This is a genomic window from Limnochordia bacterium (assembly GCA_023230925.1).
GTDB lineage: Bacteria > Bacillota > Limnochordia > DUMW01 > DUMW01 > JALNWK01.
The window spans coordinates 37368-60753 of record JALNWK010000009.1 but is presented as its reverse complement, the minus strand read 5'-3'; the positions used below and the strand labels follow the sequence as shown (position 1 = coordinate 60753).

Below are 23386 nucleotides of genomic sequence, written 5' to 3'. Positions count from 1 at the left end.
TAACCTCCCCCATCTACACAAAACCAACACGCTTAACGAATACCCTTTCAACCCTTAAGGGCACCCACAGTCTTACTAACAGCGCTCTTGCCCATACGCATCACTCTGTTTACCTGTGGCTTTGTTGCCGCCATGGTCCGCTTTGCCGTACGGGTTACGGTTTCCATCGTAGATGAGCCTTGATCCATCCTTCTACTAATCATCGCCCCAAGGGTCATACCAACTAGGGCACCGGTTAACATGCCCCGCCAAAATTTCCCACTAAACACTGCTGATTTCACTCCCTTCGGAAGAGCAATTCGAACCTATTATGCCCACCCGTTGGGTTTTCAATCAGTCTCTTTTAAAGATCCGCCCCCCACCCACAACTACATCCCCCTGGTACCAAACCACGGCTTGTCCCGGGGTAATCGCAAACTGGGGCTGGGCAAAAACGGTACGAATCACACCCCGTTCTACTGGCTCAATTGTTGCCTTGGCACAGCCTGCATTGTAACGGATCTTTGCCTCCACTTCCATAGGTTCCTGCAGGTTAGGAATACTAATCAGGTTAATCCCATCGGCCAAGAAACTATGTCCACACACAGCCTCCTTAGGCCCCACAACTACTTCATTTCGCTCAGGATCAAGATCTACTACATACAAGGGAATGCCCGCCGCAATACCAAGGCCCTTTCTTTGCCCGATGGTGTACAAGGCAATTCCCCTATGTTCGCCTAAAACACGGCCATCTACGTCCACAATGGCACCTGGTTGGAGGGGCTGGGAGAGGTTTGCACAGAGAAAATCACGGTAATTTCCCCGGGGAATAAAGCAGATCTCTTGACTGTCCGACTTCTCTGCATTGGGCAGATTGTATCCTTGGGCTAGTTCCCGGGTCTTTTCTTTCGAGTATGCACCAAGGGGAAATAGTATGTGAGCCAATTGGGCCTGGCTCAGGCCGTAGAGCACATAGCTCTGATCGTTTTGCAGATCAGCACCTCGTTTGAGTAGGTATCGCTCCTTTACCTGTTCCACCCGGGCATAGTGCCCCGTAGCCAGGTAGTCTGCTCCTAGCTTCAAGGCAGCCTCCAAAAGAGCCCCAAACTTGATAAGTGGGTTGCATACAACACAGGGATTAGGGGTTTGCCCCTTCTGGTAAGTCTCCACAAAGGGAGCAATAATGCTGCGGGAGAATAACTCTCGAAAGTCAAAGGAGTAAAAGGGGATCCCAAGCAACTCCGCAGTTGCCCGTGCCCCCACCGTGACAGCATGATCCTCTGGATCCGGGCCCACTTCCATCGTCACACCAAAGACGTCGTATCCTTGATCTAGCAAAAGGGCCGAGACGGTGGAGGAATCTACTCCACCGCTCAAGGCCACCGCAACCTTTACTTTGGACATCCTTGACAACACTTCGCATTCCCAGGGCCACTATCCTGGCCAAGATAATCATCCAGCGCCCTTTGCAAGGCATCGGAAGCAAGGTTGGAGCAATGCATTTTCTTCCGGGGCAGTCCATCTAAGGCCTTGGCTACATCCTCACTGGAGAGATTCCGTGCCTGCTCAATGGTCATGCCTTTGACCATCTCCGTAGCTACACTACTGGTGGCAATCGCAGCTCCACAACCAAAGGTCTTAAACTTAGCATCTACAATGACGCCGTTTTCTACTTTTATATACATCCGCATGATGTCTCCGCATACTGGATTTCCTACTTGCCCCACCCCATCGGCATCGGGTATCTCTCCAACATTTCGCGGATTTGTAAAATGATCCATGACCTTATCTGTATACATGCCTCTCCCACCTTTTACCCGTTATTTCTCATACAACGGGGACATCTGTCTTAGTTTGTCCACTGCTTTGGCAACAGCGTCAATAACATAATCTACTTCCTCAGGAGTGTTTTCCCGCCCTAGGGTAAGCCGTAGGGAACCGTGGGCGATCTCCGGTGCTATCCCCATGGCCAGAAGAACGTGAGACGGTTCCAGAGAACCCGAGGTACATGCAGAACCACTAGATCCGGCAATGCCCTGTAAATCCAAATTCAAAAGCAATGCTTCCCCTTCAATATATCTAAAGCACAGACTTAGGTTGTTGGGCAGACGCTCCTGTGGATGTCCGTTGAGCCTCACCTCATCTACCTTTGCTAGAATTCCCTCACGCAATCGGTCTCTTAGAGCGGCAATTTGTGGCTGTACTGTCTCCCTTTCGGCCGTAGCTAAGGCTAGGGCCTTAGCCATACCAACAATTCCTGGCGTATTCTCGGTACCCGCCCGCCGTCCCCGTTCTTGGGCTCCTCCGTAAATGTGGGATACAAACCTAGTCCCTTTCCTGGCATATAATACACCGACACCTTTTGGCCCATAGAACTTGTGCGCCGATAAAGAGAGCAAATCGCACTGCAGCTCGTCGACATTGACGGGCAGTGCTCCCACGGTCTGTACCGCATCGGTGTGGAAGCGAATACCTTTGCTCCCTGCTATTTCACCAATCTCCGCGATAGGCTGAATGGTCCCTACTTCGTTGTTGGCGTGCATGATGGAAATGAGGATCGTATCTTCTCTGATAGCTTCAGCCACCTCTTGGGGATCCACCCGACCAAATTCATCCACACCGACAAAGGTAACCTCAAAACCCCGCTTTTGCAAAAATTTGCAGGTGTCATAGACCGCGTGATGTTCAATACTGGAGGTGATCAAATGCCTGCCTTTGCGCTCGTTAGCCCAAGCTACTCCCTGCAGGGCTAGGTTATCTGCCTCAGAACCACCGGAAGTGAAATAGATTTCCTCAGGTTTTGCCCCAAGAATCTCTGCAATTTGGGCCCTCGCCTCTTCCAGGACACGTTTTGCGTCACGTCCTGCGGTGTAGATACTAGATGGATTACCATAGTTGTCCTGAAACAATGGCAACATCGCCTCGATCACCTCAGGACGGGGCTTGGTGGTTGCGGCATGATCCATATAGACTCTGTTCATCTATTTACTTACCTCCTCCAAGGTCAACTGGGAAACACCGGGAAGTCCTGCTAGCCTTCGTGACTAGCCTTATCACACAAATCTTGGAGCGTGGTACTATCCAAGACATCTTCAATACTGTCTTTTAGCTTCTGCCACAGGAACTTGGTCACACACTGTTCTTCCCTTTCGCAGGCCACAGCGTTATCCCCAATGCAATCAATGGGACTGATTGGTCCCTCTAATATCCGGATAATATCCCCGACGACTATCTCCTCCGGAGGCAGAGCCAGTTCATACCCACCCATGTGTCCTCTGACACTGTTTACCAACCCAGCCTTGCGTAGTGCAGCCATCAGTTGCTCCAGGTAGCTTTCCGAAACATCCTGCCGATCCGCAATCACCCGCAGGGGCATGGGACCACTACCTTCATGCATAGCCAATTCAACCATGGCCCGTAAACCATAACTTCCTCGGGTTGAGATTTTCACGTCAATCACCCCGGTCTCAATTCCCACTAAATTAGTAGACTTTAAGAGCATAGTAGCATAGGGAACCTACCATGTCAACACTTTTCGCGCTAACTCCTACCCAGTCTTAATATGGACGTTCCGAATTCATTATCCCACACTTCTTTATTGCTGCAAGGAAACAATCGCTAAAGCCGTTTAGCTTTCCTTTATACCAGGTGAGGACCCTCTCTCGGCCATCACTCTCGTACCAAGACGCGATCCAATCAGAGCCGACCACAGACACATCGGGATCTAATCCACACAGAACTTAGAAAATCGCGAATGCAAGAAAGAAGTAAGCGAAAACCTCGAAGAAAACCACGATCGAAGGACCAAGCACAATAGCCTTGACATACCTAGCAACGTTATGTATAATACTGCCATGTATAACACTGCAAGGTAATCGTGGTTTAGTCTACCGCACGGAGATGAAATTGTGGACATCAACAAAGATCTCATAGCCGCTTCTTCGACCCCGATCATCCTCGCATTTCTAGCTGAAGCAGATAGCTATGGCTATGCGATCCTGCAGCAAGTTAAGGAACTGTCGGGAGGTCATCTCCAGTGGACAGATGGGATGCTCTACCCCGTTCTGCACCGTCTTGAGCGCCTTGGCCATATTGAGTCGCGATGGGAAGTTGCGGAAAGCGGCCGCCGTCGCAAATACTACCGTATCACCCCCCAAGGGCGAGCTCAACTCTCCGAAGAGGTCCGCCAGTGGCAGACCGTTGATACGATGCTGCGCAGCCTCTTGTCAGGACTTCGTATGGCGATTCCCAACAACACTGAGGCTTCTTCACCGCCGCTTCATCAGGGAGGCTAAAGACTATGGATGACGAATCTCTAGAGCAACAGATAAATCTCTGGCGGGACTATCTGCGCCGCCGTCAGACCATCCATTCCCTCGATATAGAGGAACTAGAAGACCATTTGCGCGAGCAGATCGCTGCTCTAGTCGAAGCAGGGCTCTCTACCGATGAGGCCTTTTTAGTAGCAGTGAAGCGCATGGGCGAGCTAGATGACCTCTCAAACGAGTTTGCTCGGGAGCACTCAGGTCGGCTATGGAAGCAACTTGTGGTTACCTCTTCAGAATCGGCAAAACAGCGGGGGCGGGCTTTTACCGAAACCATCGTTGTCATGTGTCTTGCGGTAGTGGCGGCTCTGGCAATCAAATTGCCGACAGCATTCGGTATCCACCTATATAAAGACAGTGGGTTTTATGCCCGCAACCTATCCTTCTTCGTACTACCATTCCTTACTACCTATTTTGTGTGGAAGCGCGGGGATAAGCTTTTTACCCGCCGTTGGATAGTTGTAGCATTTGCCGTAGCAGCCTTCTTTGCTAACACTTATCCTTTCTCACCGGGAGGCCATACCGAAGTGCTCACGTCCTTGCATCTGCCGCTGGTGCTCTGGGTGGTGGTGGGAACCACCTATGCCGGTACTCGCTGGGGTGACGTGGCGGGACGCATGGATTTCATCCGGTTTTCCGGAGAACTCTTCATTTACTATGTACTAATAGCGCTTGGTGGCGGTGTACTTACAGCATTCACTATCCTCATCTTCCAAGCCATAGCTGTCGACATCGAGCCTCTTCTCATGTCCTGGCTAGTACCTTGCGGTGCCATGGGAGCCATTCTGATTGGTTCCTGGTTGGTTGAGGCAAAGCAAAGCGTCATTGAGAATATGGCACCCGTGCTGACGCGCCTTTTCACACCACTTTTTGCCATCATGCTGGTGACATTCCTAATTACCCTGGTATGGACAGGACGAGGAGTAGACATCGATCGGAACGTGCTGATTGTGTTTGATCTGCTCCTAGTGGTCGTTCTCGGTTTGTTACTGTATGCGATATCTGCTCGAGATCAGCGGTTACCACCTAACCTCTTTGATGTTTTGCAGGTCGTGTTGGTGATCAGTGCGCTACTAGCGGATGCCGTAGCCCTATGGGCTATTGCCACACGGATCTCGGAGTTTGGGCTCAGCCCTAACCGCGTGGCTGCATTAGGTGAGAACTTGATTCTACTGGTCAACCTAGGCTGGTCTGCTGTGCTTTACATACGCTTTCTATGCAGGAGTAGATCGTTTGCCGAACTCGAACAGTGGCAGACAAACTACCTATGGGTCTATGCTGTATGGGCAACAATTGTTGTGGTAGTGTTTCCACCCGTGTTTGCGTACATCTGATATGTTGTTGTCTAGCCATAACGTAACCAGATATAGTAGAGCAACGAAGAGACAATGACCACATACTCATAACCTTTCGCTCTGAGCGTATTAAGAAGCTGTCCCGTGTGCTAGTCTCAGGGCAGCATGATGACTGGAAAGCAGAATCGGCGATTATACCCTTCAGATATTCGCCGTCGAATTAGAAAAATGCCGGGGTACGACGCGTCAGTGGAGTAGTTACCTTTATAACGGCTCCGAAGGAGCCTTTCACCTGTTGTGGAAAGGAACCAAACCCTTCTTGCTGCACAGTAATGCGGCGGAAACATATTCGGGAAGGACAGAATTTGAAAGCAAGCATTTGATGAAAAAGAACTCTTCGGAGTGAAATGAGGTCATGCTGCTTCAGGACCCAATTATGATCGCTAGCGACTTAAGACACAGCATCTTTTTTCTCTGTTACCATACAGGAAGTCCACTCACTGGGCAAATATGAGGTAATTGCCCCTGCAATCGTTGCCGCTAACCGCGCTTACGGAAACGGTCTGCGACCCGCTTTTCCCGCCCCTGTTCTGTCGGTTCGTAGAATACCTTGTTTTTGTGCACGTCTGGCAGGTACTGTTGCTTCACCCAATGATTTGGATAGTCATGCGGGTACTTATACCCGATCCCATGGCCAAGTTTCTTAGCGCCCTTGTAGGATGCATCCCGCAGGTGCAAGGGCACCTCACCTGCCTCTTCTTTTTGGACACAGGAGAAGGCTTTTTCGATTCCGAGGTACGCGCTGTTGCTCTTCTCTGCAGTAGCCAGGTACAAAGCGGCATGGGCCAAGATGATCCTTGCCTCGGGCATGCCGACGTTAGATACGGCATCAAAGGCGGCCGTGGCTAGCATCAAGCCCACAGGGTCGGCCAGCCCAATATCCTCACTGGCAGCAATGACTAATCGTCGGGCCACAAAACGCGGGTCTTCTCCCGAATAAAGCATCTTTGCCAGCCAATACAATGTGGCCTGGGGATCACTACCCCGGATACTCTTGATAAACGCCGACGCCATGTCGTAGTGATAGTCCCCCGACCGATCAAACCGTAACATCCTTTGGGAGGCAACATCAATATCCTCGGCAGTAACCGTATACTCGGTCCCATCCTGCCCAAGACCAGCTGTTACAAACTCGATGATATTCAACGCGGTACGGCTATCCCCATCGGCAAAGGTTAGCAAGTGCTCAAAAGCCTCTTCGGTAAGCTTCACTTTATAAGCACCAAGTCCCCGTTCCTCATCTTCCAAGGCCCTTTGGACTATCCGCCTTACTCCCTCACGGGTTAGCTTCTTCAATTCAAACACCATACAGCGGGACAGTAAAGCCCCCCGAACACTAACCATGGGGTTTTCCGTGGTGGCACCGATTAAGGTAACGATCCCGTTTTCTACATAGGGCAGCAGGGCATCCTGTTGGGTACTGTTGAAACGATGTACCTCATCAATGAAAAGGATTGTCTGCATATTGTCGGTTAGTTTTAGCTTTTGGGCGGCCTCGACCACATTGCGGATATCCTTAACCCCGGACATTACAGCACTAAGTTCCGCAAAATGGGTTTTGGTCTCAGAGGCAATCAGTCGGGCAAGTGTAGTCTTACCACTACCCGGGGGGCCAAAGAAAATGAGTGATGGGACATAGCCACTGCGAATAGCACGCCACAAAGGAGTTCCCTCACCAATAATATCCTGATGGCCTTCTAACTCCCGCAGGGTCCTTGGGCGCATTCGCACCGCAAGGGGCGCATCCTTTGTCGCATTCATAGCATCAGGCGATAAGACCTCGGAGGTCATCCGAGGATAGAGTCGCCACACCACCCTTCGCTAAAAATTATGTACTAGGCAACACCCATGCTTTGGGACAAAAAAAGCCCCCGCTGTGCCGCTATGACTGGCTTGCTACGAACCCGCACTAGGCAGGTGGGTGCCCGCCTCCTTGCTTTCTGCTTCCCGAAAAATCCGGGCCTGCATCCACAAGAAGAGCTAAGCTCCCAATGTAATGGTGTTGGGTCAATAACACCACCAGCTTAACCGCGAACACAGCAGGGATGAAGAAATTTCTCCAAAGGGCCATGCCTGTTACCTTTAGGTCAATTAAATACTATCATAGAATCGAACTTGATGCAAGGTAGAACATCTTCCAAGATCTACGTTAGGAGGTGAGTATGCCTGCCTTTGGACCTAGGGCTTCACCTTTGGAGCAATCCTGATACCTACTTCATCAAGTTGCCCTTGATCAACGGGGGAGGGCGCCTTCGTCAATAGACAGGTTCCCTTCTGGGTTTTGGGAAAAGCGATACATTCCCGAATGGAGGAGATCCCCGCCAAAAGCATGATCCAGCGATCAAGGCCAAAGGCAAATCCACCGTGGGGCGGTACTCCAAACCGAAATGCCTCCAGGAGAAAGCCAAACTTCTCCTCTGCGGCCTCTTTTGAGATTCCTAGAAGCTTAAACATCTGCTGCTGCAGAGTGCGATCGTGAATACGAATACTCCCTCCACCTACCTCCACCCCATTTAGAACCAGGTCATAAGCAGCAGAACGAACCTTGCCAGGATCACTTTCTAGTAGGGCTACATCCTCCTGCAGGGGTGCTGTAAAGGGATGATGCACCGCCACATATCGTTCTTCACCCTCGGCATACTCAACTAAGGGGAAGTCCACCACCCACAGGTAGTAATCCGGCTTACCCTCCAGCAATCCAAGTTCCTGGGCAAGCTCTAACCGCAGCTGTCCTAGAACGTGGTTTGCCACCTGGGGCGAATCAGCAACCCAGATAAGGAGATCTCCACGTTGGGCCTCCATCCGTACTAGGATCTCTTCCAGAACACTCTCTGAGAAGAACTTAGCAATGGGGGATTTGAGCTCTTCCTCGGTATACTGAGCCCAGGCTAACCCCTTGGCTCCAAGTTCTATAGCTCGCTTGGTTAACGCATCGATGCGGCTGCGCGGGAAAGATGCACCCTCGGGTACTGCCACTCCCTTCACCATACCGCCACCATCTAGTACTTTATTAAATACCTGAAAGTCTGAACCATGAACAACATCCGACACGTTCTTAAGTTCCATGCCAAACCTTAAGTCCGGCTTGTCACTACCGAAACGATCCATGGCCTCACTATAGGTTAGCTGGGGTAACGGACTTAGCAATTCCTCTCCCGTTACTTCACGAACCACATCCTTAACTAGGCCCTCCACCATCTCGATGACGTCTTCCCTAGTCACAAAGGACATCTCCAGGTCAATTTGCGTAAACTCCGGCTGTCTATCGGCCCGAAGATCCTCATCCCGAAAACACCGTGCAATCTGAAAGTACCGCTCAAAACCAGAAACCATTAATAGCTGTTTAAATAGCTGGGGGGATTGGGGTAATGCATAAAACTCCCCCGGCTGCAGTCGACTCGGTACCAAAAAATCCCGGGCCCCTTCGGGGGTGGAACGGGTGAGCATTGGGGTCTCCACTTCCCAAAAACCTTGGGCATCCAAGTGGTTACGAACTATTTGTCCCACTCGATGACGCAGAGCAAAGACCCTTTGCAGTTCTGGTCGTCTGAGGTCTAAGTATCGGTAACGCAACCGCATGGCTTCCTCCACGTCTGCAGTCTTTTCACTTTCCACGGAGATCGGTGGGGTCTCGGCCAAACTAATAACCTCCAGCTGCTCCACAAAAACCTCGATACTGCCGCTGGCAAGCTTCGGATTCTCCATCCCGGCTAAGCGCCGTCGGACCTCGCCAGAAATATAAATCACAAACTCGCTCCGGAGTGTTTCCGCCAATCGGAAACTATCCGCGGCGCAATCGGTGGGATTAAAGACAATCTGCACCAATCCTGACCGATCTCGCAAATCTACAAAAATCACGCCCCCGTGATCCCGGCGGCGGTGCACCCAACCACACAGTGCCACCTTACGGCCCACATCTGCCTCATTTAAGTGACCGCATACATCAGTTCGCTTCCACATGTTGATTCCTCCACCTTAACTACAACCGCTTTTGTACTTCGTCAAAAAGACATGCCTCATCGACGAGGCACTCCTTACCTGTAGTCATATCCTTCAAGGTTACTTTGCCCTGTTGGTACTCACTTTCCCCGTATACAATCACAAACCTAGCCCCAAGACGGTTGGCAGATTTAAACTGTCCCTTCATCCCCCTGGTTTCATACGCCATCTCCGTGGAGATACCAAGGCGTCGCAGGCCAAAGAGAGTCTTGCAGGCCGGTGCTCTCAACTCGCCTCCGGTTACCGCAAGATACACCTGGCAAACTGGCGGAATGCTAATCTGTGTTCCGCATTTCTCCAAAACCAGAAGAACCCGTTCCATGCCAGCGGCAAATCCAACTGCGGGGGTACTAGGCCCGCCCATTTCCGCCACCAGTCCGTCGTAGCGCCCACCGCCACCCACCGCATCTTGCGATCCCAGCAGGCCGGAGCTAATCTCAAAGACTGTCCGGGTGTAGTAATCAAAACCCCGTACCAAGAAGGGGTTCACCACGTAGTCTTCCTTAAGATCATCTAGTAGAGCTAGTACTTGGGCAAAGTGCTCCTTGCACTCAGGACACAGATAGTCCTTGATTAAAGGAGCTTGCGCCAGCTCTTGCTTACATCCTTGTTCCTTGCAGTCTAACACCCTAAGGGGATTTTGTGCATAACGCCGCCTGCAATCTGGGCAGAATCCTTCTAACCGGTTGGATAAAAAGCTTAACAGCTCCTCAATATACACAGAGCGGCACTCTCTGCAACCGATTGAGTTAATCGTCAACGTACAATCGTGCAAGCCAAGGACCCGATAAAAATCCATCACCATGATGATTAGTTCCACATCCCCTAGGGGGTCTACTACACCAAGAAGTTCCGCCCCAAACTGATGGAACTGACGATAACGCCCGGTCTGGGGCCGCTCGTAGCGGAACATAGGACCAAGGTAATACAGTTTTGTCGGCTCCGGATCACCATACATCCTATGTTCTAGAAAGGAACGTACCACAGGAGCGGTGCCCTCCGGTCGCAGGGTCAGGCTACGCCCGCCCTTGTCGGTAAAGGTATACATCTCCTTTTCCACGATATCAGTACCTTCACCGATACCACGGCTGAAAAGCTCCGTATGTTCAAAGATTGGTGTACGCAGTTCCTGATACCCATAACTCCCACAGACCTGGCGAAACACCTGTTCTACCCGTTGCCACCCACTCACTTCGCCGGGAAGAATATCCTTAGTACCCCTGGGCGTTGTGATCTCTGCCATAAAACAACTACTCCCCTCACTACCACTAACGTAATAGTCCGCTGTACCTGGAACGGTACAGCGGACTAAACTGTACTTCCTTACTCTTCTACATCATTGCCTTCATCGGTATCGGAATTAACCTCATCCACGTTCTCCGGTGTCTCATCAGGGGTTGTGGTATCCCCAGTCGCATTCTGTTGTTCTTGCTGCTGCAATTGATATCTTTCTTCATACCACTTGAAGATATCCTCAAGACGCTGATTAATCACCGCAAGCTCTTCAGTCCGACCCATCTGGGCAAGCACTGCCTGCAGGTTGTAGTGCAGCATTAAGTCATACTTATTAGCATCAGACGCACTAATAAAGGCTTCGGCCGCAAGATCTTCCTCTTGTTTGGCCATGTAGTAAGAGCCAAGCACATAATAGGCTTCACTAACTTGGTAGCTGGTGCCGAGCCGCTCGATACAAGATTGGATTGTCTCGATCGCTAGATCAATCTCATCAATGCGGGCATAGGCATCGGCCAAGGATGCATAGAGTGTGATCTCATCGGGAGTCGCCTTCAACGCAGCCTTGTATTCATCAATGGCCGATTCAAACTCTCCCCTAACATATAGCACCCGGGCATTCATCTGCTTATCCTGGTAAACAATCTCCGCCTCTTTCTTGAGCTCGGTAAGCATCTGGTCCACCTTTTCGTTAGTCTTACTCTCTTTAAGGCTCTCTGCCAGACTTTCCTTAGCCTGTTCATATTCCTCACCGGAGGCTTCTTTGTGTTCTAGTACATTAATCACATGATACCCATAGAAAGTCTTTGCTATAGTATAATCGCCTACGGCTGTGGAAAATGCCGCCTCTTCAAATTCCTCGAGCATTGTTCCCCGCTTAAAAAAGCCAAGTTCTCCAGCGTTGTCCTTACTGCCCATATCGTCGGAGTATTCCTGGGCTAAGGCCGCAAAATCCTCACCGGACTTGGCTTTAGCAAGCAGTTCCTCTGCCAGGGCCTTTGCCTCGTCATCTTCCTTATCATCGGTACTGATTAGGATGTGCCGTGCATTGACTTCCTCGTAAGCTGCGGCAAGCTCCGCATCAGTAACCTCAATACTATTGCGCAGATTTCGAAGCAACTTGTCGATAGGCAAATAGGTGCGGATCTCCTCTTTGATTACGCTGTCGGAGACATCGAGTTGATCACCGTACTGGGCTTTGAGTTGACTTAGTTCGGCGTCAACCTCGGCATTGGTGACTTTAATCTTATCGGCTTTGGCCTTTTGCACTAACAGCTCCCTGGAGATCAGCCACTCCAGCTGTTCGTACCTAATATTCTCCCACCGCAGCCAGCTTACCTCACCGACAATACCCATCATACTCTGCCAGTAATTCTCATAGCCCACCGCCTGATTGAACCGTTGCGCCAACTCCTGGGCGTAGATGGGCGACCCATTAACCGTGGCCACTACCCGTCCTTGGCTCTGATTCGAACCCCCAAATCCGCTTCTTACTCCTACATAAATACCTGACGCCGCAAAACCAAGGATCACGATTACTAGGATCACCTTAGTTGCGTTACGCATTTTGGAAAAAACCATGGCCCTACCCCCGTTACGTTACTCTGTAATTTCAGTACCAGTTGCCAAATGTACAATCTTGCTTAATTGTACTGTATTGGCGCGCACCCTGTCAATTTACATGGATTCCTGGATCCCGAGCTCAAAGGCCTGTCCCACAAGGCTTTGTCCTGCTAAGCTTTAAGATCGGCAAGAATCAACCTCTCTTTCTACAATGTTCTTAATCTGCTGGTCATAGACAATCCTGATGAATCCCGTCAATAAATGGATTAGACTTCTTCTCCCTGGCAATGTCGGTCTTAGGACCATGGCCAGGACAAACAACGGTATTATCGGGCAGGCAACATAGTTTCTTCAGCGAAGCCTGCAACTCTTTAAAAGAAGAACCAGGAAAGTCATATCGACCGATGGATCCGGCAAAAAGCGTATCTCCGGAAAAGGCAGTACCATCCAAAACATATGTAACACCACCGGGGGTATGACCTGGAGTCTCAATGACTTGAATAACCGTTCCATCACTAAGGGTCAAGTCCTGATCTCCTTCGAGAATAATATCCGCTGGTACAGTAGTAAGGCCATCCTGGAAGAACAAGGAAAGGTTGGCCGCGGAATCGACGAGCATTTCTGCATCGTTCCTATGGATAACCACCTTGGCCCCGGTGTTCTTAACAAGCAGGGAGACTGCCCCGATATGATCAAAATGTCCGTGGGTAAGTAGGATATACCTCAGATCGAGATCCATCTCCCGAATTGTAGTTAGCAGTTGGGCGCCATTCCCCCCGGGATCCACAGCAAAACCACGTTTGTTATCAATCCTTACCAGATAGCAATTGGTGGCTAGAGCACCTACGGAGCAACACTTAATATCCATTACAGCATTTCCCCCTAAAAGTTGCGTCTACTATCTAACAGCAGGGTCACAGGTCCATCATTAACGGAGACCACCTGCATATTTGCACCGAACTCCCCCTTTTCCACCTCCACATCTAAGTCCTTGAGACTGCGAATGAATTCTTCGTAAAGAACCACAGCCTTCTCCGATGGAGCTGCCTGGGTATAATCAGGACGTCTGCCCCTACGGCAGTCGCCATAGAGAGTAAACTGCGATACAACTAACGCCGAATATCCGGCCTGCACTAGGGAAATATTCATCCGCCCTGTCTCATCATCGAATATCCGCAGATTGGCGGCCTTTTCTGCTAGGTAACGGTAATCCCCTTCCTCATCATCTGTAGCCACACCCAAATACATCAAGGCACCCTGTTCAATCCCGCCAACTACATCACCATCGACCAAAACCTTTGCTTCCTGAACCCTTTGCACCACTAAACGCAATGTACTAACCCTCTCTATGTTGGATGTGCCCGATACACATCAAGGACACCGGAAACTTGTTTTAGTTGCTTAATAATGCTATTCATATGCTCCACATTGCGAATATCCAGTACTAGATCGATAATTGCCTTATCCCGGTCTAGTCTCGCATTGACACCCTCTATGTTTGTCTTCTGCTCGGAGACAGTATTCATAATACTTGCAAGCAAATGCACCTGATCCACGGCCTCCACCCGAATTTCCACAGGATAGGACACCTCATCTTGATTTATCCATTCCACGTCGATCCGACGCTCCGGCTCATTCTGTAGATAGGCTACATTAGGACAGTCCTCCCGATGGATGGATACACCACGACCCCGGGTAATATACCCCACAATGGGATCCCCCGGTACGGGATTACAGCACTTGGAAAAGCGAACCAAAAGATTATCCACGCCCCGACAGCGTACCCCTTCGATCTGACGTAAGAGAGGTTCGGGCATGCGGCGCCTTTGCTTGGCTAAGTTCATCTCTTGCCGTCGATTCTCCAATTCCTGGGGCCCAATAATCCGACCTAATGCCTGACGGGCAGGTACCTTGCCAAAGCCGATAGAACACAGCAGGTCATCACCGGAGACAAACCCGTAGCGTGCTGCAGTCTGGGCCAATTTATCCGGCTTTAGAATCACGTTGGGCTCCACGCCAAATTTCTTGGCCTCCCGCTCCAACATGGATCTACCCCGCTGTACATTCTCGTCCCGTCGTTCCTCCTTAAGATAACCCCGAATCTTCGAACGGGCCTTTGAGGTCTTCACAAAATGGAGCCAATCACGGCTAGGAGAGGCATTCTTTGAGGTGAGAATCTCCACGAATTCCCCATTTTTCAAAATATAATCTAAGGGTACAATCCGACCATTAACCTTAGCGCCCGCGCACCTAAGGCCCACATCGGTGTGTACGCTAAAGGCAAAATCCACAGGAGTAGCACCCGCGGGCAGGTTTTTCACATCTCCCTTGGGCGTAAAGACAAAGACCTCATCCTCAAAGAGGTCTATCTTTAGCATCTCCATAAACTCATCGGGGTCCTTCATCTCTTTAAGCCAATCCATGACTTCCCGCAGCCAGGCCATCTTCAGTTCAAACTTAGTATCCTGGGAGCCGCCCTCTTTGTATAGCCAATGGGCCGCAATACCCCGCTCCGCCACCCAGTGCATTTGCCAGGTACGAATCTGCACCTCAAAGGCCTCACCACCCGGACCAATAACGGTGGTATGCAACGACCGATACATGTTGGCCTTGGGCATAGCAATATAGTCTTTAAAACGGCCAGGGACTGGTTTCCACATAGTGTGGACGATCCCTAAGACCCCGTAACACTCCTTAACTGAATCTACAATCACCCGCACACCCAAAAGATCATAAATCTCGTCTATGGTCTTTTGCTGACTTCTCATTTTTTGAAATATGCTGTAAACATGCTTGGTGCGCCCGCTGATCTCCGCCTTGATCTCCATCTGATCAAGTCTTTTCTTTAATTGATCCATCACAAAGAACAAATCCGCATCACGCTGGGCACGCTTGCGATTGACCTCCTCCACCAACATATGGTAGTCCTCTGGGTACAAATAGAGGAAGGCCAACTCCTCCATCTCCCACTTAATCTGCCACATACCAAGCCGGTTCGCCAGCGGACAGTATATCTCTAAAGTCTCTCGGGAGATCTTCTGCTGTCTTTCCGCGGATAATGCATCAAGGGTACGCATATTGTGCAGCCGGTCCGCCAGTTTGATGATCACCACCCGCACATCCTGGGCCATGGCTAAGAACAACTTGCGTAAAGACTCCGCCTGTTGCTCTTTTTTCGTCCGAAAAGGGATCTTGCTAAGTTTAGTCACCCCATCCACAAAAAGGGCGATTTCATCACCAAAGCGTTCCCGAATCTCGCTAACGGTGACTTCCGTATCCTCCACGACATCATGCATCAGGCCACCAGCAATAATCGTCTCCTCCATACCCAAATCAGCGAGGATCATTGCCACTTCGAATGGATGACAGAAATACGGCTCCTCCGAATCCCGATACTGACCAGCATGGACCTGTTGGGCAAAGTGATAGGCGTCACTAACTACGGAAAGATCGGCATCGGGCTCATATTCGCGTATTTTCCCAAGTAACTGCTCCAAAGACACCTACCCCACCCCCATCAGTCCACATCTAGCTTTCGTACTTAACCAACGATAAAACATCATAACCCGAGAGCTGCTTCCTACCCTCCAGATACATAAGTTCGATTAGAAAACCAAAACCGATGATATCTCCTTGAAGTCGTTCCACCAGCTTTGCGGCCGCCTTGATCGTACCCCCAGTTGCCAGCAAATCATCCACCATTAAGACCTTCGTCCCTGGGCTAATGGCATCCCGATGGATCTCCAAGGCATCGGTCCCATATTCAAGCTCATACTCAACATGTTCTGTTTCTGCGGGTAACTTGCCCGGTTTGCGAATAAGGACAAAACCAACACCCAATTCATAGGCTAAGGGAGCGCCAATGAGAAATCCCCGGGACTCAACTCCCACAACAATCTCCGGGCGTTTAGGCCGATAATAGTCCGCCATTGTCTGAATGGAATACCTAAAGGCCTGTCCATCCTTAAGGACTGTAGTAATGTCCTTAAAGCTAATGCCCTCCTTGGGAAAGTCTGTAATTTCCCTGACCATTGACTTTAGTTCCACCGAGTACCCTCCTAGATGCACCAATCTCTGTTGTGTTTAGATCCTCTATGATCTTTGTGACCGGTTGGGTCGTCAAATACCGATAAAACCGGCTAAAAGTCCCTACAAGGAATTTATTATCATTATATCGAATTGACGTTTCTAAGTCTAGCTTACGGCCTGGATGGGATACAGATAATCGGCCATCATCTGTATCCACCAACAAGCCAAGTTCGCCAAAGATGTCCAAGACTACCGTTGCTACCAAGTTCCCTAAGCATTCACTAAGCTCCTCAAAGGGTTTTATAAGCCTTTTCATATCCCCCGTTACAAACGCGGTGAAGTCTTGGCGACTAAGGGGTTCTTTCTGCAGTCTAAGATAAGCACTCCCTAGCATCCTGCGGTTAGGGCAGATTACCCTAAGTAGAGTCTTGGTTTTTGCTGCTTGGTCCCGATCCACAAGTAAGTGGACCTCAGGGGCATCACTAAACCCAGCCAGTAATCTGCCTAGCCGGTCATAGCCTGGGGGCATGCCCCACACCGCCAAGCAGGAACATCCGATGCCTGCAAGGGTTTCCTCCTCAAGGCTACATCCATAGAAAAGCTGGGCTGTTCCGTGCATATGTTCTAGAGAAACAACTCCACCATCATCACCCAGGGATCTGGTTGCTTTTGGCGTGAAACCCGCCTGCTTCCAGTCCTCCACTTCATCTTTGGTGCAAGGAGCAACCCCGATGTAGACACTTACCTGTTCTTCTCTCTGCAGCAACTCAGCGACATACATAGGTTTGCTTAAGACTTTTCGGCCATCGTACACCCTGCTGCGATGGACATACGCCGCAGGCTGTATCGAACAACCAATATCCACCAGCTGGCCCTGCAGCATAATCTCGCCCTGCCATTGGTTCTTGCCAATCCGAAAGGCGAGATCCACCTGTTCGCCTAAGACATCCTGCCGGTCCCCCATGCGAAAGCCAATGACAGGTAACTGGGCCTCCTGTTGGCCCACACAGAGTTTTAGATGATCCTTGTTAGCTCCAACACGCCGACTGTCTACCACCCGCACTGCCCGGCATCCGAAGACGGGCTTTGGATTACCAGGGCCAAAGGGCTCAAGGGTACCCAATTGATCCACAAGGTCTAGACTTAACCCCCCAATATCCACCAATGCATCCACCTTAAGTTTCGGTACAATATCCCCCGGGCTTAGCCTGGCATTGGCATAGGAGATGAAGCTTTGGGCAAATTGGTCAATCCGTTCCTCTAAGACAGCAACCCCAGCGGCCATTTTGTGTCCTCCGTACCCTTCTAAGGCGTCGCTACACTCCCCCAAAGCTTCGTAAAGGTCAAATCCTTCAATACTGCGGCCAGAGCCCTTTCCAAGTTCATCATCAAGTCCAATCAGAATCGTCGGACGATGGTACCGATCCACAAGCCTTGAAGCGGCAATACCCACAATCCCCGAAGACCAGTTGGGACTGGCCAAGACCAAAGCCCGATTCCGTAGCAAGTTCTGGGCATGTACCATTTCTTCCGCTTCTTGGACAATACGTGACTCATCCTGTTGTCGTTGACGGTTGGTAGCATCTAGTGTCTGGGCAAGTTCCAAAGCCTCCTTCGGATCCTGGGATAACAACAAATCCAAAGCGACTTGGGCATGATCCATCCTGCCTGCAGCATTGAGACGGGGGGCCAACATAAACCCCACATGGTATGCTTCGATCTCTTGTTCCTGCAAATCGGCAACTTCAAGTAGGGCCCGCAAACCAATCCTTTGTGTGGCACCAATCCGGGGCAGGCCGAACCTTGTAAAAACCCGGTTCTCATCAAGCAAGGGGACCACATCGGCCACGGTACCCAAGGCCACTAGATCTAAATAGTCTACACTTGGGAATTGATCCTCCCGCCGTTTTTCCCATAGGGCTTGGGCCAATTTGTATGCAACGCCAACACCGGCCAAATCCTGAAAAGGATAGGTGCTATCCACTCTTTTGGGGTTAACCACCGCCACCGCCCTAGGGGTACTCTCCCCCATCTCGTGGTGGTCTGTGATCACCAGATCAATTCCTTCTGCCTTGGCGACCTCCGCCTCGATGATAGCGGAAGCACCACAGTCCACGGTAATAATTACTTTGGTACCCCGGCTACTTAACTCCCGGATCGCCTCCTCATGAAGGCCATACCCTTCGGTCAAGCGGTGGGGTATATAAAAATCCACATCACCGCCGAGCTTGCGCAAGACCTCAATTAATAACGCCGTCGCGGTCAACCCGTCCACATCGTAGTCTCCATAGACCACGATGGGCTCTTGCCGATCAATGGCTTGCGAAACCCTTGCTACGGCTTGGGAAATATCCGGTAGCCCCCTGTAATCATGACAGTTTGCCAAGCTAGGCTGCAAAAACTCCAATGCCCTCGCCGGATCAACAAAACCCCGGCCCACCAAGATCTGGGCCAAGACCGGGGAAATATCCAACTGAGCAGCCAAATGCTGGCTTTGTTCTAGATCAATATCCTGTACAACCCATTTCATCAAGATACCATCGTTGGGCCGTCTACGGCCTAACGATGCCACCATCCCTTCCCGAAATAACATAGGACTTGGATCCACCCCTATGTTTTCTAGATAGCAAACATGTTAAAGTTTTCCTGTGCGAAGAATAGATACAAGTAGCCACAACCCGATAAAGCCGGCAAGCAAGTATCCGGCCAAGCCCAAGATGGGATAACCCAAAAGCCGTGGACCCTTGTCAAAAAGAAGTACTAGGGAGGACCCAATAATCAAGGCGGAGACAATCAATCCAAAGGTCAGTCGGTTACTAATAATATCCAGCCGGTGAATGAATCCTTCCAGCCCCTCGTGGTAAAAATGAATCCCCAGATCGTTTTTGTTTAGCTTCTCCAGCAACTGCTCCGAGGAGAGGATAATTCCCGGGGCTGCCTGGGTCAAGCTAATCATTCTCTCCCAGGACCGTTTACCAAGACGAATGGGATCAAAGCGAAGCCGGAGCATCTCCTTACTCATTGACTCCAGTATCTTGAGGACATTTGTATTTGGATCAAGTTGTCGGGCCAAACCTTCAACTGTGACAACGGTCTTCACTAAGAGGGAGAAATCCGCGGGTACCCGTAGATGATGCTTCTTGACTAGATCCAGACTTCTGAGGAAGACATCTCCAACACTTAATTCTTTCAAGGGGACACCATAGTACCGATTGACTAGCAAAAACACATCGCGCTGTAGGGGAGCAAGATCAACACCTTTCGGCAGAATACCCATTTTGCCGAAGTTCGCCACTACCTTTTTAGGATCATTCTCTTTCACACCGAAGAAGATACCCACTAGACTATCTAGGGTATCATCGTCTAGATAGCCCATCATGCCAAAATCAATAAGGGATAATACCCCTTCATCGTTCACAAACAAATTACCCGGATGGGGGTCACCATGGAAAAAGCCATGAAGGAAAACCTGCTCGAAAAACACCTCAATCAGATTCTCTGCAGTTTGCTTCAAGTCGATTCCCCGGGCCTTAAGCTCATCAATCCTGTCGATCTTCGTCCCATAGACGCGGTCCATGGTTAGGACCCGGGAGGTGGTAAGCTCCCAATACACCTTCGGAATGCTCACCCGAGGATTTTGGGCAACATCCCGACCCATGCGCTCCATTTGGGTCCCTTCATAGGTATAGTCCAGTTCATCAAGCAAGACCACAGCGAACTCATCAACAATCTCCACAGGGCTAAACCCCGGAGGCTGGAACCTCTCCTGATAAATCTCCGCCAACCCTCGCATAATCTCCAGATCAGTACGCATCACCCCTTCGATACCAGGGCGCTGCACCTTCACCACCACATCGGAACCATCAAACAGCTTTGCCCCATGAACCTGTCCCAACGATGCGGAAGCCAAGGGCGTAGTATCAAAGGAGGCAAACCGTTCTAGCACAGGCCCCCCTAGCTCCTGGACCAAGACCCTTTCCATCTCTTCAAAGGCGACAGGCTCCACATTATCCTGGAGTTTCTCTAGTTCCTGAATCATTTGTCTTGAGACTAAATCAGGACGGGTACTTAGTACTTGCCCAAACTTAACAAAGGTAGGCCCTAGGGATTCTAGCACCAGACGAACTCGAAAAGCTAAAGAGGAAGGATCCGGCTGTGGATCCGCATGGACCAAACCCCTCTTGGACCAAGGTAAGAAACGCCTAAGCCCTAGCTGCTCAATGAGATAGCCGAATCCTTGGCGGAGCAGAATCTCAGCAATCTGACGATAGCGCCTAAAGTGTTTGTATGTACGCTGCAAACCCATCCTGCCTCACCCTATCTTCTAGGACGGGTTTTCTTTCTCCAAAGCCAAAACCCGCTCCTTAAGCTGTGCTAGTTCCAGTTCGAGTTCCTTAAGCTCATCCTTGCGCACAAAGCCTAACTCAGACATGATCCCACCGAGCTTCTCCCAAGCCTTAGCGCTGAGTTCCTGTCCTTCTTGTGTAAACCGCGCCTGGGCCGCTTCCACCAGTTTTTGCCCCTCATCCACACTCATGCGCCCTTGTTTAACGAAGTCATTCACTACTTCTTCTAGTTTCTCCATGGACAACGCAGCAAGACCTAAACTAGTCAGTAAAAAGCGGTCGAATAGACTAGCCATATAGCTCCCCCTCTTTGTGATATATCAAGGGGATGGTCAGCGACCATCCCCCAATCTAGAGCAGACTAATTGGCTTTAGCAACAGATTTCCCTGTAGAAGCATCCTTCCTCTGCCGTAGCGTAAGCCACAATGGGCTTGCGATAAACAATGAGGAGAAGGTGCCCACCAGAACTCCTAGGATTAGGGCGAAGACGAAATCACGAATGGAACTGCCTCCTAGGAAAAACAAGGACACAAGCACCAGCAGAGTCGTCAGACTCGTATTAATCGTCCGGGATAGGCTTTGGGAAATAGAAGTCTCCACCAGCTCTCCTACATCAGCCTTTGGGCTAAAGCGCCTGTTCTCCCTGATCCGGTCGAAGGTCACAATCGTATCATTAATGGAGTATCCCACAATGGTCAAAATTGCGGCGACGAAATTGCTGTTGATCTCCATGCCTAACAGGGAAAACACTCCACAGGTAATCAACACATCATGCAATAGTGCCAACACAGCGGCCACCCCGAAGGTGAACTCGAAGCGAAAGCCAATATAGATTAAGATCATCAATGCCGCTAAGGTCAAAGACCACAGGGCCTTGTTGATCAATTCCTCACCAATAATCGGGCCCACAACCTCTGTCCGTCGGATTTCAACCTCGCCATAGACTTCCTTTAGCAAAGCGTCGATCTGATCGATCTCGTCGTTTTCTAAGTGTCTAGTGCGGATGATGGCATTTTGACCCTGTCCTGCCATTTGGATCGTTGGCTTACCCAAATCAATGTTTTCAAGCTTCGCTAAATGACCAAGGAGCTCCTCCCCGTTGGTTACTACGGGTAAGCGCCGTTCGATGAGGGTCCCCCCGGTGAAGTCGATGCCTAGGTTCAAACCCTTTGTGCTTAGCAGTACTACACTAAGCAAGGCAAATACCAATGCAATACCCAGCCAAAGGTTCTTTCTTTTTGCGATATTCATCGACTAACCCCCCTTGCGCCAAAATACCGGGCAAATTTGTCCGGATCCCGATCCACCACTATGCTAATTAACAGCCTAGTAACGACAATGGCCGTAAACATACTGGTAAGAATACCGATACCAAGTATTACCGCAAAGCCACGAATCGGTCCACTGCCTAGCGCAAACAAGACGACAGCAACAATAAGGGTGGTAATGTTCGAATCGGCAATCGCCGGAAGCGCCCGATCAAATCCAGCATCAACGGCGGCTCTCAGTCGCTTGCCCGCTTTCATTTCATCTTTGATGCGTTCAAAGATAATCACATTAGCATCAACCGCCATCCCAATGGAAAGGATGAAACCGGCAATACCAGGTAAGGTCAAGGTTGCCCGTACCGCGGTCATGATCCCCAATACTAATACAACATAGATACAAAGGGCCACATCGGCCAAAGCTCCAGGGAGTCTGTAGTAAAAGAACATATATAGTAATACCAGAATAACACCAATAATGCCTGCCTTTAAGCTAGCATCAATGGATTCCTGTCCCAAGCTTGGACCCACGTTTCTCACTTCCATGACCTTAAGGGGCACGGGCAGTGCTCCAGCCCGGAGTTGCAGGGCCAACTCCTTGGCGCTTTCAATAGTGAAGTTCCCGGTAATAATGGCATCTCCATCGGGAATCACACTCTCCACTTTGGGACTACTAATGACCTCGCCATCGAGGATGATGGGAAGCTGAAACCCAATGAACTTGGCGGTAACTTCGGCAAACTTGCGCGCACCTTCCTTGGTAAAGGAGATGGCTACGGCTGGCTTGCCAAAACGGTCAAAGCTCTGCCGGGCATCTTTCAAATCAGCACCGGTTAAGACCGTATTCCCGTAGGAATCACAGATCTCAAGTTGGGCTGGTTTTCCAATCACCCTTAGGGCCTCCTGATGATCATGGACCCCTGGAAGTTCAATAATTACCCGGTCATTCCCCTCTGGTTGAATCACCGGTTCTGTAACACCTAAGGCATTAATTCGTCGGTCAATTACGGTCACCACTCGCTGCATCAAATCTGAGGTGACTTCCACATCGTCACTCGATTGAGCCTTCATGACCACGTGGACTCCGCCCTGTAAGTCTAAACCAAACTGCAGTGGAAGACGATATAGTAATAGGCCGGCTGTGATCAATAAAACAAGGACCAACGCAAGTCTTATTCGGTTTCCCTTGTGCATTTTCTGCTTCCTCCTAGCCAGTGTGCTTACCAAGCCCAAATTCCTAGTTTGTCCTGCTTTATATATACGCACATTATAAATCTATACACTAAGCCTT

The 23386-nt window shown here is 50.2% G+C and carries 20 protein-coding genes and 1 other RNA gene; 2 read left to right on the top strand and 19 right to left on the bottom strand.

All coding sequences use genetic code 11. The features are described from left to right. Positions 1–47: 47 nt before the first annotated feature. From M0Q40_03320 to M0Q40_03300, 5 genes are all read right to left on the bottom strand, one after another. The gene (locus M0Q40_03320) at positions 48–269 is read right to left on the bottom strand and encodes a hypothetical protein (GenBank protein ID MCK9221647.1); all 222 of its coding nucleotides are present in this window, start codon (positions 267–269) and stop codon (positions 48–50) included. Positions 270–333: 64 nt separating this feature from the next. After that, the gene (mnmA, locus tag M0Q40_03315; GenBank protein ID MCK9221646.1) at positions 334–1383 is read right to left on the bottom strand and encodes a tRNA 2-thiouridine(34) synthase MnmA; all 1050 of its coding nucleotides are present in this window, start codon (positions 1381–1383) and stop codon (positions 334–336) included. Further along, complete coding sequence (gene nifU / locus M0Q40_03310; protein ID MCK9221645.1) at positions 1371–1778, bottom strand: Fe-S cluster assembly scaffold protein NifU; 408 nt, start codon at positions 1776–1778, stop codon at positions 1371–1373. Before nifU ends, mnmA begins: the two co-directional genes overlap by 13 nt. A gap of 21 nt (positions 1779–1799) precedes the next feature. Next, the gene (nifS, locus tag M0Q40_03305; GenBank protein ID MCK9221644.1) at positions 1800–2960 is read right to left on the bottom strand and encodes a cysteine desulfurase NifS; all 1161 of its coding nucleotides are present in this window, start codon (positions 2958–2960) and stop codon (positions 1800–1802) included. A 50-nt stretch (positions 2961–3010) separates the two neighbouring features. Beyond that, entirely contained in the window at positions 3011–3430 is a 420-nt protein-coding gene (locus M0Q40_03300; protein MCK9221643.1) for an Rrf2 family transcriptional regulator, read from the bottom strand. Positions 3431–3887: 457 nt separating this feature from the next. Here M0Q40_03300 and M0Q40_03295 point away from each other — a divergent pair, with 457 nt between their 5' ends. Both M0Q40_03295 and M0Q40_03290 read left to right on the top strand, forming a co-directional pair. Beyond that, positions 3888–4274, top strand: coding sequence for a helix-turn-helix transcriptional regulator (locus tag M0Q40_03295; GenBank protein ID MCK9221642.1), 387 nt, complete (start codon positions 3888–3890; stop codon positions 4272–4274). Between the two features lie 5 nt (positions 4275–4279). Then, positions 4280–5638, top strand: a complete 1359-nt coding sequence (locus tag M0Q40_03290) for a permease prefix domain 1-containing protein (protein MCK9221641.1) — start codon at positions 4280–4282, stop codon at positions 5636–5638. Positions 5639–6139: 501 nt separating this feature from the next. On the opposite strand, the gene M0Q40_03285 is transcribed toward M0Q40_03290, so the two are convergent. From M0Q40_03285 to secD, 14 genes are all read right to left on the bottom strand, one after another. Next, a complete protein-coding gene (locus M0Q40_03285; protein ID MCK9221640.1) occupies positions 6140–7420 on the bottom strand; it encodes a replication-associated recombination protein A in 1281 nt (426 codons plus the stop codon). 103 nt (positions 7421–7523) lie between these two features. Continuing rightward, positions 7524–7708, bottom strand: a non-coding RNA gene (gene ssrS, locus M0Q40_03280) — 6S RNA. 129 nt (positions 7709–7837) lie between these two features. Further along, on the bottom strand, positions 7838–9619 hold the full coding sequence (gene aspS, locus M0Q40_03275) for an aspartate--tRNA ligase (GenBank protein MCK9221639.1): 1782 nt from the start codon (positions 9617–9619) through the stop codon (positions 7838–7840). Between the two features lie 19 nt (positions 9620–9638). Then, positions 9639–10901, bottom strand: coding sequence for a histidine--tRNA ligase (gene hisS, locus M0Q40_03270; protein MCK9221638.1), 1263 nt, complete (start codon positions 10899–10901; stop codon positions 9639–9641). A gap of 80 nt (positions 10902–10981) precedes the next feature. Beyond that, a complete protein-coding gene (locus M0Q40_03265) occupies positions 10982–12472 on the bottom strand; it encodes a peptidylprolyl isomerase (protein MCK9221637.1) in 1491 nt (496 codons plus the stop codon). A 211-nt stretch (positions 12473–12683) separates the two neighbouring features. Beyond that, positions 12684–13322, bottom strand: a complete 639-nt coding sequence (locus tag M0Q40_03260) for an MBL fold metallo-hydrolase (protein MCK9221636.1) — start codon at positions 13320–13322, stop codon at positions 12684–12686. Between the two features lie 14 nt (positions 13323–13336). Beyond that, positions 13337–13786 (bottom strand): D-aminoacyl-tRNA deacylase, encoded by a 450-nt coding sequence (dtd, locus tag M0Q40_03255; GenBank protein ID MCK9221635.1) that lies wholly within the window; start codon positions 13784–13786, stop codon positions 13337–13339. 14 nt (positions 13787–13800) lie between these two features. Further along, positions 13801–15957, bottom strand: coding sequence for a bifunctional (p)ppGpp synthetase/guanosine-3',5'-bis(diphosphate) 3'-pyrophosphohydrolase (locus M0Q40_03250; protein MCK9221634.1), 2157 nt, complete (start codon positions 15955–15957; stop codon positions 13801–13803). A 25-nt stretch (positions 15958–15982) separates the two neighbouring features. Then, a complete protein-coding gene (locus tag M0Q40_03245) occupies positions 15983–16486 on the bottom strand; it encodes an adenine phosphoribosyltransferase (GenBank protein ID MCK9221633.1) in 504 nt (167 codons plus the stop codon). Further along, on the bottom strand, positions 16446–19076 hold the full coding sequence (recJ, locus tag M0Q40_03240; protein MCK9221632.1) for a single-stranded-DNA-specific exonuclease RecJ: 2631 nt from the start codon (positions 19074–19076) through the stop codon (positions 16446–16448). The genes M0Q40_03245 and recJ overlap by 41 nt, the downstream gene beginning before the upstream one ends. 42 nt (positions 19077–19118) lie before the next feature. Continuing rightward, a complete protein-coding gene (locus M0Q40_03235; GenBank protein MCK9221631.1) occupies positions 19119–20789 on the bottom strand; it encodes an AarF/ABC1/UbiB kinase family protein in 1671 nt (556 codons plus the stop codon). Between the two features lie 18 nt (positions 20790–20807). Next, the gene (locus tag M0Q40_03230) at positions 20808–21125 is read right to left on the bottom strand and encodes a hypothetical protein (GenBank protein ID MCK9221630.1); all 318 of its coding nucleotides are present in this window, start codon (positions 21123–21125) and stop codon (positions 20808–20810) included. Positions 21126–21190: 65 nt separating this feature from the next. Beyond that, positions 21191–22081: a protein translocase subunit SecF gene (gene secF, locus M0Q40_03225; protein MCK9221629.1), complete on the bottom strand. Its 891-nt coding sequence runs from the start codon at positions 22079–22081 to the stop codon at positions 21191–21193. Continuing rightward, positions 22078–23289, bottom strand: a complete 1212-nt coding sequence (secD, locus tag M0Q40_03220; GenBank protein ID MCK9221628.1) for a protein translocase subunit SecD — start codon at positions 23287–23289, stop codon at positions 22078–22080. Before secD ends, secF begins: the two co-directional genes overlap by 4 nt. Positions 23290–23386: the final 97 nt, after the last annotated feature.

Bases quoted from the DNA above. Each gene is read 5' to 3' on its own strand.
- mnmA (MCK9221646.1), bottom strand. From the start codon at position 1,383: ATGTCCAAAGTAAAGGTTGCGGTGGCCTTGAGCGGTGGAGTAGATTCC.
- M0Q40_03245 (MCK9221633.1), bottom strand. From the start codon at position 16,486: ATGGTCAGGGAAATTACAGACTTTCCCAAGGAGGGCATTAGCTTTAAG.
- recJ (MCK9221632.1), bottom strand. From the start codon at position 19,076: ATGTTATTTCGGGAAGGGATGGTGGCATCGTTAGGCCGTAGACGGCCC.
- secD (MCK9221628.1), bottom strand. From the start codon at position 23,289: ATGCACAAGGGAAACCGAATAAGACTTGCGTTGGTCCTTGTTTTATTG.
- M0Q40_03235 (MCK9221631.1), bottom strand. From the start codon at position 20,789: ATGGGTTTGCAGCGTACATACAAACACTTTAGGCGCTATCGTCAGATT.
- aspS (MCK9221639.1), bottom strand. From the start codon at position 9,619: ATGTGGAAGCGAACTGATGTATGCGGTCACTTAAATGAGGCAGATGTG.
- M0Q40_03230 (MCK9221630.1), bottom strand. From the start codon at position 21,125: ATGGCTAGTCTATTCGACCGCTTTTTACTGACTAGTTTAGGTCTTGCT.
- nifU (MCK9221645.1), bottom strand. From the start codon at position 1,778: ATGTATACAGATAAGGTCATGGATCATTTTACAAATCCGCGAAATGTT.
- M0Q40_03290 (MCK9221641.1), top strand. From the start codon at position 4,280: ATGGATGACGAATCTCTAGAGCAACAGATAAATCTCTGGCGGGACTAT.
- M0Q40_03260 (MCK9221636.1), bottom strand. From the start codon at position 13,322: ATGGATATTAAGTGTTGCTCCGTAGGTGCTCTAGCCACCAATTGCTAT.
- hisS (MCK9221638.1), bottom strand. From the start codon at position 10,901: ATGGCAGAGATCACAACGCCCAGGGGTACTAAGGATATTCTTCCCGGC.
- M0Q40_03285 (MCK9221640.1), bottom strand. From the start codon at position 7,420: ATGAATGCGACAAAGGATGCGCCCCTTGCGGTGCGAATGCGCCCAAGG.
- M0Q40_03265 (MCK9221637.1), bottom strand. From the start codon at position 12,472: ATGGTTTTTTCCAAAATGCGTAACGCAACTAAGGTGATCCTAGTAATC.
- secF (MCK9221629.1), bottom strand. From the start codon at position 22,081: ATGAATATCGCAAAAAGAAAGAACCTTTGGCTGGGTATTGCATTGGTA.
- nifS (MCK9221644.1), bottom strand. From the start codon at position 2,960: ATGAACAGAGTCTATATGGATCATGCCGCAACCACCAAGCCCCGTCCT.